This window comes from Moorena sp. SIO4G3 (assembly GCF_010692305.1).
In the GTDB taxonomy this organism is placed as follows: Bacteria; Cyanobacteriota; Cyanobacteriia; order Cyanobacteriales; family Coleofasciculaceae; genus Moorena; species Moorena producens_A.
The window spans coordinates 1-10028 of record NZ_JAAHIG010000326.1 but is presented as its reverse complement, the minus strand read 5'-3'; the positions used below and the strand labels follow the sequence as shown (position 1 = coordinate 10028).

General features: G+C 44.7%; 12 protein-coding genes. 5 read left to right on the top strand and 7 right to left on the bottom strand.

The features are described 5' to 3' along the window. Positions 1-91: 91 nt before the first annotated feature. Positions 92-910, bottom strand: a complete 819-nt coding sequence (locus F6J99_RS35085; protein WP_293120092.1) for a transposase — start codon at positions 908-910, stop codon at positions 92-94. Positions 911-981: 71 nt separating this feature from the next. Here F6J99_RS35085 and tnpA point away from each other — a divergent pair, with 71 nt between their 5' ends. Beyond that, entirely contained in the window at positions 982-1389 is a 408-nt protein-coding gene (tnpA, locus tag F6J99_RS35080) for an IS200/IS605 family transposase (RefSeq protein ID WP_293120090.1), read from the top strand. Positions 1390-1482: 93 nt separating this feature from the next. On the opposite strand, the gene F6J99_RS35075 is transcribed toward tnpA, so the two are convergent. Next, positions 1483-2031: a shikimate kinase gene (locus F6J99_RS35075; RefSeq protein ID WP_293120088.1), complete on the bottom strand. Its 549-nt coding sequence runs from the start codon at positions 2029-2031 to the stop codon at positions 1483-1485. Positions 2032-2607: 576 nt separating this feature from the next. Here F6J99_RS35075 and F6J99_RS35070 point away from each other — a divergent pair. Together F6J99_RS35070 and F6J99_RS35065 are read left to right on the top strand one after the other, a co-directional pair. Next, complete coding sequence (locus tag F6J99_RS35070) at positions 2608-2751, top strand: hypothetical protein (protein WP_158517332.1); 144 nt, start codon at positions 2608-2610, stop codon at positions 2749-2751. Next, on the top strand, positions 2752-2952 hold the full coding sequence (locus tag F6J99_RS35065) for a hypothetical protein (protein ID WP_071105228.1): 201 nt from the start codon (positions 2752-2754) through the stop codon (positions 2950-2952). A gap of 110 nt (positions 2953-3062) precedes the next feature. Here the strand turns inward: F6J99_RS35065 and F6J99_RS35060 are convergent, their stop codons facing one another. The 4 genes from F6J99_RS35060 to F6J99_RS35045 form a co-directional block, all read right to left on the bottom strand. Continuing rightward, positions 3063-3713: a hypothetical protein gene (locus F6J99_RS35060; RefSeq protein ID WP_293063585.1), complete on the bottom strand. Its 651-nt coding sequence runs from the start codon at positions 3711-3713 to the stop codon at positions 3063-3065. Between the two features lie 201 nt (positions 3714-3914). Continuing rightward, on the bottom strand, positions 3915-4559 hold the full coding sequence (locus F6J99_RS35055) for a flavin prenyltransferase UbiX (protein WP_070393920.1): 645 nt from the start codon (positions 4557-4559) through the stop codon (positions 3915-3917). A 230-nt stretch (positions 4560-4789) separates the two neighbouring features. Continuing rightward, positions 4790-7042 carry a ribonuclease R family protein gene (locus F6J99_RS35050; RefSeq protein WP_293120084.1) on the bottom strand — a complete coding sequence of 751 codons (2253 nt, stop codon included), beginning with the start codon at positions 7040-7042 and terminating at the stop codon, positions 4790-4792. 688 nt (positions 7043-7730) lie between these two features. Then, complete coding sequence (locus tag F6J99_RS35045; RefSeq protein WP_293120082.1) at positions 7731-7877, bottom strand: hypothetical protein; 147 nt, start codon at positions 7875-7877, stop codon at positions 7731-7733. 339 nt (positions 7878-8216) lie between these two features. On the opposite strand from F6J99_RS35045, the gene F6J99_RS35040 reads away from it, so the two are divergent. Then, a complete protein-coding gene (locus F6J99_RS35040; RefSeq protein ID WP_293063582.1) occupies positions 8217-9026 on the top strand; it encodes a hypothetical protein in 810 nt (269 codons plus the stop codon). Between the two features lie 77 nt (positions 9027-9103). Here the strand turns inward: F6J99_RS35040 and F6J99_RS35035 are convergent, their stop codons facing one another. Further along, on the bottom strand, positions 9104-9316 hold the full coding sequence (locus F6J99_RS35035; RefSeq protein ID WP_293120080.1) for a hypothetical protein: 213 nt from the start codon (positions 9314-9316) through the stop codon (positions 9104-9106). A 526-nt stretch (positions 9317-9842) separates the two neighbouring features. On the opposite strand from F6J99_RS35035, the gene F6J99_RS35030 reads away from it, so the two are divergent. Then, positions 9843-10028 (top strand): hypothetical protein, encoded by a 186-nt coding sequence (locus F6J99_RS35030; protein ID WP_293120078.1) that lies wholly within the window; start codon positions 9843-9845, stop codon positions 10026-10028.

Sequence of the window (10028 nt, the reverse complement as noted above, 5' to 3'; positions counted from 1 at the left end):
AGTTTCTGGAAATATTAGCAAGAACAAAACGAATCCCTTAGAACGCGAACGCCGGGATAAATCCCGGCACGCTCGCTTTCCACTCAATAAATTAAGTGGCTAACTCTCGCTTGATGTTTTTCTGTTTCGATGATTTCTTAGCAGAGACGGCCTTGAGTTTTGGTAAAGACTTACGCAGCGGTTTAGCTGATTTGTATTTGGTATTTTCAGATGTGGCAATGTAGTCATCGCCCTCTAGCACTGCGTCAAGACCGATTGAGTTATCCCAAGTGGGGACAATCTGATCCGGCGTAAACTTAGGCACCGTAGGATCTGCTACGGTCAGGTTGATATACCAACCATCGGCTTTTTTAGTCAAGCTAACACGTTTGACAACGGCACCATCCGGCATTGGTCGGTGCATCCGAACCTTCACCATTCCGAGCTTGGGAAGCTTGATATAGAGCCAGTTTTTGCGGACAAGATGAATCCACCTTGGTTTGACCATTGCGAACACCATCGTCCGGTAGCTGGATTGGTTCTTGAACCGTGGCTTACCGCTACGCAAGCCATTGGAATCACCCGATATATAACGCTTGAAAGCATCGTCAGCCCGTTTGCAGACATCCTGCAAAACGGTTGAATCTAATCGGCTGAAGTCCAACAGCTCACCGCTATGAAACACCTTGATCAGATCTGTTTTGAGTCCAGGCAATTGTGACTGTTGACCGTATCTAGTCGGCTGATCTCTGAGCTCAGGTAACGGGCAAACTAACGGACAAGCGTTGACGTAGGTTCTATTGTTGTCCCACCAATCGAAACGATCTCCGAGCTGGCGGTTATACCAATAGCGACACACTCGAAGCCAATAATTAGCCTCAAGTTTTTGCTTAGTGTTTGGGTAAGCTCGATACTGAAGCGTTGATTTCATAGCGGCCGATCCGACCATTACTGCGGGGGTTAGTGTTATTATAGCACCAGCACAGGAATTAGTGTCAACCCATGCCTAAAGATGATATCCAGCGTGCTAGAGGCGTTTCAAACTTGAAAGCTCATTTAGTGTTAGTCCCATACCGGCGTAAAGTCTTCACCGGGGTGATGCTAACCCGCGTAGAATCAATATTTTCAGAACTGATGTCTAAGTGGGAAGGTAGTTTGGTCGAGTTCAATGGTGAAGCGGATCACGTTCATTTATTGATCCAATACAATCCCCAGACTCAGCTCAGCAAACTAATCAATAATCTCAAGACCGTTTCCAGTCGATACCTACGGAAAGAATTTCCCGATCAAGTGAATAAGTATTACTCGAAAAAAGTGTTCTGGACTGGCGGCTACTTCATTGCTAGTTGTGGAGGCGTTACCGTTGAACAACTCAAAGAATACGTTCAGAGTCAGGACAGACCTGACTGATGTTGGGTGATGGGGCATCGAACCCCATCACCCAACCTGGCTTTCATCCCACCCTAAGCTGTGGCTATAGCGTGGGAATTCCCGCCGAGCTAGTTAATTTTTTTGTTTAGAATTTTTAAGAACTTTCGGAATCTCTGTGATCACTCGTGAAGCAATCTGTGGTGGGGTCTCCTCATAATCTTCACAGATGTGAAGGTCAGCTAATCCATAAAGACTCCGTCTTTGGTCAAGAATTTTCTGCAATTCTAAAGCAGGATCAGGTTTCTGTAGTAAGGGGCGAGTGGTATCCTCTCCCAAGCGGTTGAATAACACTGGCACAGGGACATCCAACCAGACCACCAGACCATAATGCAGATAACTCCAATTCTGGGGTTTAAGCACAATACCGCCTCCTGTAGCAACGATCAATTGCTGATAAGCCGATAGTTCCGATAGTACCTGAGTCTCCAGCTGTCGAAAGGTTTCTTCTCCGTCCTCAGCAAATATCTCGTTAATCGTTTTACCGGCAATTTGCTCAATCAGGGCATCTGTATCACAAAAACCATAGCCTAGCTCACTAGCTAGTAAACCTCCAACAGTAGTTTTGCCAGCGCCCATCATGCCAATCAGAAAAACATTGAGGCCCTTCAACAAGTCATTCACGCATGCCCTCCCCAGTCTAATCAGTGATTACCCTTAGTTCACACTTAATCAAAGGTACCACCCTAAGACTTTCACTGCGAGACAACCTTTCACATTTATGCTATTATTCACAATAGCTTCATCTAAACTTCATCCCAACAAAAGCGATGTATCGTGCTTTTGGGTAGCCAGTGAGACCAAAGGGGGTGCCCACTGGGCTTGACTTCGGGCGACCGTAAGCCTATGCATACAGCCCCTCCCTATGAGCGACTGGCTTGGTTTTCCTGATCTGCGACTGCATCAAGAAAACGGGAGCGTGGAAACCGTCATCATTTATGTGGCTATGTGGCGGAGGAAGGGAGATTTGGCGGTTTTAAGCGCCGTCATTAGAAGCGATGCAGGGTCGTGACCGGGGTTTCCCCCACTCGCACTTTGCATGGGTGACAAAGTAGCCAGAAACTTAGGCTTAGACCTAAGCAGACTGGGTAAGCGGTGTTTGAGCACCGTAAGCCTGGTCATGCTATGGACTGAATGCAAGTCATAGCTTGGCATCAGGGTACAACAAACCCCAATTTTGTAGACCAGGGAGACTCAAATATGTATAACACATCGGTTTTAATCCCTGGCACTCAACTACCTGATGAAGCAGCTGATTTCGGTGTCTCACAAAACTATCCAGTGGAACAGATCTACTGGTTTTCACTAGTGGTCACTCCATCTAAACTAGGGGTAACAAAGTAAATGTTGCTAATTCGTGACATTGTCAAACAAGCTCTCACAACCGGTTATCTTACCATAGAAGCCGAGGATAAATTACGCAGGATGCTCCATCAAAAACATAAAAAGTACGATTTGGCGGATCTGGATGCCTTTATGGCCTTACAGGAAGCCGCCATGACTGGCCGCGTGAGGCAACAATCTCGCGAACAAATGAACAATTAGCCCAATGGATAATTGATTAACTATCTAACAATAACAGCCAAGGAGTAACCTTTTACTACCTTGGCTGCTATTGTATTGCTAGTTATAATAAAATCAACCGTCAACCATGGTTATTGAAAGTCTTCATCATCCTCAAACCCCCAGTCCTCTTCATCCTCTTCAGTCTGCTTAGCTACTGTCTTGTAAGGTGGATTAATGACTCGATACTTGGCATCGTAAACTGTTTCAGATTTACCAACACCTGAATTACCAGGTTTGCGATAACCATAGGAATAAACGGAATCGCTTTGATCACTACTTTCGGGTTCTTCGCTCAGGTCATCCCTAGTGGGATCCCCTTTAGTGGTGTGTGATCTCGAATCTTGCTTAACCCCTTGGCGAGCTGATGAAACTCGATCTGAATCCTGATGTTCCTCAAAGTCCCACTCTTGACTACTACTTTCTTCCCAATCCGAGCTTGTATCATCTTTTGAGGTTTGTTTCGAGGCTCGACGCTCACGAGTTTTATCCTGCCTCGTCTGGGTTTGATAACTTTCGCCACGGCTATATTCAGAAAATAATGGCTCGTCGTCCGGTGGTTCAGAATTTCGACTAGAATAACGCCAAGCCAGGTAATTGGGGAGTCGTAGGCTGATGCTGGTTAGAACTCCAGCTCCAACGGCACCAACAATCCACAAGGCTAGAGGTAGAGGTGGTGTCTTCATGCCTAGAAAGACCAACGGTAGCACTGGCAACCAATTATCAACAACAAACAGTGCCAATCCACCTATTACCAAACATAAGAATATAATAATCCTAAACATAAACCAAGGGATTGAAGGTTATAGGTTAAAAGTTGAGGGGTGATGAAGATTTATCAGCATATATCAGGCTCAAGGCAGAAAAGTCTGACGATTTAGCCTCCTACTACTTCCTCTTTTAAATCTGCCCTATTTTCCCCATCTTTCCGATATCTTGATTTCCTACCTATCATGATAACTATGTTTAAGGGAATCATTACTTCTGCCCTGCCACCGTTTTAGGGGAATGCAGTCAATGTCTAACTGGTCTAAAGCACGAGCTACCACAAAATCCACCAAATCTTCGATGGTTTGAGGGTTATGGTACCAAGCCGGTATAGCTGGAACAATTCTAACTCCTGTTTCTGCTAACCTGGTAAGGTTACGCAGATGGATTAAGCTAAAGGGTGTTTCACGAGGTACGATTACTAGCTTACGCCCTTCTTTAATTTGAACATCTGCTGAACGCTCCAGCAGGTCAGTACTGAAGCCCGCAGCCATTTTTGCTACGGTATTCATACTACAGGGCATGATCACCATTCCTAAAGTACGGAAAGAACCACTAGCAATACTGGCTCCCACATCCCCCCACCGATGACAAATGAGTTTGCCCCCCTGATCGACTGCCGCTTGCTGACGCCAGAATTGTTCTTGTAGATCGGGTTCAAGAGGCATGCGAATATTTTGCTCTGCCTGCCAAACCATATAGGTAGATTTCGATGCCACCAGCTCAATAGCATAGTCAGCCTCTAGTAAATACTTTAAAGCCCTTACAGCATAGATTAGGCCAGATGCACCAGTGACACCAAGAATTAAAGGAGTTGTCATTAGTCAGTAGTCAAATTATGTCCGGTTGGTAAGTATTCAGCCGTCAGCTATCAGCTATCAGCTATCAGCTATCAGCTATCAGCTGACATTGTTAATTAACAAAAAGAAATTAACCCTATTAGAATCAAGGGTATTATAAGTTATTAACCGGACTTAATATCATTTAATTGGTAGTGAGTGGTGAGTGGTTAGTTAACCTTCGAGTAACCTACTAACCACTCACGAATAACTTACTCCTCTAAATCTTCGTTACTAGCAAAACTACCGCCGCTTACGGTTACCAGGTCAATTTGTTGACGGTAATAATCCACACTCTTGACTTGGACTTCGACGCGATCGCCTAATCGATAGGCAGTGCGATTTTTGCGACCGACTAGGCAGGCGTGACGGGAGCGATACTCGTACCAGTCATCCTTGAGAGAGCTAACGTGAACTAATCCTTCTACTAACAAGTCTTCTATTTCTACAAAAAAGCCGTAGGATTGAACTCCAGTAATCAGCCCGCTGAAGATATCTCCTGTACGCTCTTTCATCTGTTCAGCTTTCTTTAAGCCCTGTAAATCCATCTCTGCATCCATGGTGATCTTTTCACGGTCATTGAGATGGGGAATTAATGTAGTTAACTGATTTTCTAACTCTTGGTGAATTTCTGGTGGTAAAACATTCCAGTTTATATTACCTTGACAGCTGCTATGATTGAGATTCACCCGGTCTTTGGAACGGGTAGAACGACGGTCTCTTCCTTTTTCAAATACCAAATGCAGTAACTGTTGTACCCATAAATCCCCATAGCGCCTCAGTGGTGATACTCCGTGAGTATAGCCAGTATCCAATGCTAGACCAAAGTGGGATCCTGGTTTTGAACTATAACCTGTTGGTTTTAAGGTTGATAACAACAAATAGATCAATACTTTAGGTGCTATGGATTTGGAAAATAGCTGGGTAAAGCCCTGATAGTCTTGAGAGGTAATGGTTTCTTCTTTCTCAAGCTGCATATCTAGCTCTAGATTCATGCCCAACCTAATCAAATCCTGAAGCCCATCCCAATCCGGTAGCCCCTGGACACAGTAAATCCCTGGCAAACCTAGGGCTTGGATGTGGGTAGCTATTGCTTCATTGGCTAAGATCACTAATTCCTTCAACAACGACTGCATTGGTACTGTTGAAGAAACCTCTAGAGCCCCCACTCTCCCTTCATCTTTATAGGGGTATGGAATCTGGGACAAATTTAGGTCAAAGGCACCCCGCTGCTTTCGTTGCGCCCTGACTGCTGGACTCAAGGTAAAAAACAGTTCTTTGAGTATGTCCACCACAGGTGCCAATTCTGAGTCAGCTTGCTCATGTCCCCCCAGAAGGGATTGAGCCTGCTCATAAGTGAGCTGGTAGTGTACCTGGATTATGGACGGTTGAATCTCATAGTCTACTACCTGACCAGCTTCATCTAGAGTGAGTAGTACCGACATGGTTAAGCGGTCTTGACCTGGTACTAGGGAACAAAGCTGGGTAACGGCTTCTGGTAGTAAAGGCAATATCACATCGGACAGATAAACTGCTGTACCCCTTTTTCTGGCTTCATCAGCCAAGGCAGAGTCTGGAGGGACAAAGTAAGCCACATCAGCAATATGTATCCCCAGTTGCCACTGATTTGCTTCAGTTTTTTCTAGAGTAAAGGCGTTTTCTACAACTACCTTCTCTGAGTTAGCTAGCTTATCTTCAATGGTAATGGTCAGAACCTTTCGCAAATCATTGCGCTGGCTATAGTCTGATTTTTTCAGCTTTTTCGGTAAGTTATCAGCGGCTAGAAGTACCCCATCAGGGAAGTTAGAGCGTAAATCGTGCTTGCAACAGACAATGTCGGTGTCAGCCGCATCTTCTGCATCACTTCCTAAAATACGGGCAACTTTTCCAAGGGGAGGGTTTTGTCCGAGGGGGTAGCGTAGGACTTCTACATGAACCAGATGCTCCACTGCTTTTTGTAAGATTTCCTCATCTGGTTCAAGGTCTAGTTCAAACAAGAGTCGGTCATCAAGGGGAAAGGCTCGGTAACCATTACCAATGTCCTTGACTCGCGCTAGCACTGAAGGATTTACCCGTTCCAGAATTAACCGCACTTCTCCTTCAGGAGACCGGCGTCGGCTACCTTCTTTGGTAACTTTGACTAGGACGCGATCGCCATTCCAGGCAGTACTGAGATTGGTTTCCCGAATGTAAATATCATCGGCTCCCTCGACTTCTTGGATGGCGAAACAAAAGCCTTTACTCGAACAGCGCAGCTTGGCTTCCACCACGTCTTCTTCATAAACACGTCGATACCTGCCGCGATCTTTAACCAGAATTCCTAATTTTTCCAGTGCATCCAGGGAAATCTGGAGTTTTTTGAGACTTTCTTTGTCTTGGCAACCAAGTTTTTTTTCTAAGACTTTGGGTGCCACTAGTTTATCATCAGTAAAATTAGAAAGTAATGTAGCGATTGAAAATTCCATCCAACAATCCTTTTCGTCTGATCGTGGTTTTTGCTTGTTGCCCTTAAGAGCATGCGATCGCGCGGGGTAGGACAGTCCCTGATGCGATCGGGTCATCGGCTGAACATTGAAAGGCAAGCCAGGTGTACACTTCCCGAGCAGCAAAGAAAACGTGCATTACTTTTCCCGGGTACCTGAACTTGTTCCACCCCTTGTGTTTCTTTCCCAGGAAAGGGTATCCACTGATGGTTTGCCTAAACTGTTTAACCAACTCTGTTGTTTTTGTTCCGAAGCAAGACTAAGGTCAGGGTAACTTTTAGGCTAATGACTCACCTAACTTTGCCTGCGGGATTTTTGAGTCAGAGGTTGGTCAATAGCCAGTGATTCAAACGCCATGGCACCTTCTTTGAGTTACGGTTTGAGGCCCCTAGGACGATTGTTTCTTTGGCGAATTTATCATCAAACGGGTAACTTACAGGCAGTTATGTATAAGAAGCAACCGATTCAAAGAGTGAGAATCTCCAATGCCACCCAGTTTCTTTGGCGCTTAACTCTTTTGTTCAGACACTGCAATACTCAGAACCATTACGCTTCCTGGTAACTTAGTCCCCTTGCTTTGGCAATGCTGTAGCCCCTGGGGCAAAAGAGAAGCTTAGCTTAGTCTGGTCAGCCTCGGAACTTTGTCCAAATTCCCCAGTTATATCTACTACTAGTCTACCATTAGGGCAACCGATTGGTCACGCTTACGCCCTAAATCCAGATTTTCTGAATCGTCATACTGACTCGCGTAGGCTAAAAAGCAATAAATTACATCAGCATATGACAGCTCTTCTGGAAGAAGCGTAGGTGTAGGCAACGAGGGGAACTTGGAGGTACCCGCCCTCTGTTTTCTTGTTCCTAGAGCGCCTGGGAAAAAGAAACTTTGGTTTTGCGTAGGCTGTGCTGCTCAACTGGATCAGGAACCGCAACTGAAATTCCTTTCTCCTACGTCTGTTGCAGATTGTAACTACAGAATGATTTAGCGCCAGCTTACCAAAGATAGTTCTATTATATTATGTTTTATTGTACATCAAGGGGAGTACGGAATCGGGAAGAAATGTTCCGGTGTTCCGCAGATCAGCTGTTCCGTTTGCTACAGTTTTCGGGTAAAGCTATGCTATGATATAATGCTTAGATTTGGGCAGGAAATGGTTTTATGTTTACTCAGTTCCGAGATCGTTATCCTCAAGGCAGCTTGATCAGCGATCTTTTAGCGATTGACCATGGTCAGTACATAGTACGTTGCTCAGTTAAAGTTGAGGGTACCATCTTGGTCACCGGTCTAGCTGCTGCCCAAACTGTTGAATTAGCAGAAGATCAAGCCAGACAAAGAGCCTTAGCTGCTTTAGGCATGGATAGCACCAAAGGGATTGATCAAAACAAGGATAATCCCAGAGCAAAGCGTGAGGTAAATCTGCCGCTGCAACCATTGCCTCGCTATGATGTTGGCTCGACCTCAGCAAGTCATGAACAGACTCAACCCAATCATCATTTTACTCAAGCGACTCGAACCAGTGACACCAGTAGTTACTCTTTCTCAGAGTCAAGAGCTAGAGAGGTTAGGGAAACCGCTGCCAATATCCCATCAGTAGAACCAGCAAGGAAATTTAGCAATGACTCCCTTTCAACGGATCTAGAAACCTCTGTGCCAGTTGATATCCCTATAAAGAGGGAGCCAATTATCTACCAGACCCCACAACCTGATCCTCCAGTCCAGTCATATTCTCAAAATACCATAGAGACTAACACCAGTGACATGGGATCATTGAGTTCTGGAATTGTTGACCATTCTGACATCATTACTAAAACTAATGTAGAAATGAAGCGTCTGGGTTGGACAACTCAACAGGGGAAAGACTATCTTCTACAAACTTACGGTAAGCGATCGCGTCAGCTGCTTAGTGACCAAGAGTTAATGTCTTTTCTGAAATATCTAGAATCCCAGCCAATACCTTCAGATTCTTAAGCTATTAGCTATAGAAAGGGAACAGGGAACAGGGAATAGGAAATAGGGAATAGGGAGCAGGGAGCAGGGAGCAGTTGCTAGTGGTGCTTTAGGGGGGCCTCATTTTCCGCCTCGTAGCCAGGCTTTGGATAGCCCGCCCCGTAACGCACCACCCTGTCAAACAGCAAAAGCGATGCAGCGCGGTCTTGGGAAGGCAGCGCGGTCTTGGGGAGGCAGCGCGGTCTTGGGGGTTTCCCCCATGAGCGACTGCCGTGGTTCCCCCCATGAGCGACTGCCGTGGTTTCCCCCATGAGCGACTGCATCAAGACAATGAGATGCACCCAATTATATCAACAACAAAAGGGATACTCTTGGCTGAGCATCCCTTTTTTTATTAACCTGAAATCGTCAGCATTTAGCATTCATCGTTCAGTTGATATTTTGATATTTCAATTATTTTCAAATTGCTATAAATTTGGTCATTAAAATTATAACAATATTTTTAATTACTTAACTAACTAATCAAATACTATAGCCATGATTTTTCCTATGAAGTACAAACTGATCCCCCTAAATCCCCCTTAAAAAGGGGGACTTTGAGATTTATAATCGTACCTCATAACTGCGATAAAAACTGTAATTAAATAATATTACTGTTCCCGATTCCCGATTCCCGATTCCCGATTCCCGATTCCCGATTTTCCCCCTTTAATTATAAGTTTCCAATTAATTGCAACTTCTCCATAAAATTCAAAAAAAAAGTTTTTTAAAACCCTTGACAAAAACAAATATAATCATTATGATTATATTTATAACGTCGAGTTCAATAGTTAAAACATGTCAACAGAATTTAATCCAAACCTAAAAAAATACCCTGTTGAGCACACTCTCAAAGGCTCTCGTAAAGCAGTAATCTACAGCATGCACACCCTCTATGTATTTGGTTATGCAGAGATTTGCGAGTGGAGCCCTATGGAGCCGACGGAGGTTCCAGGAGAAGTGAAGACGACAATGATGAAGTAA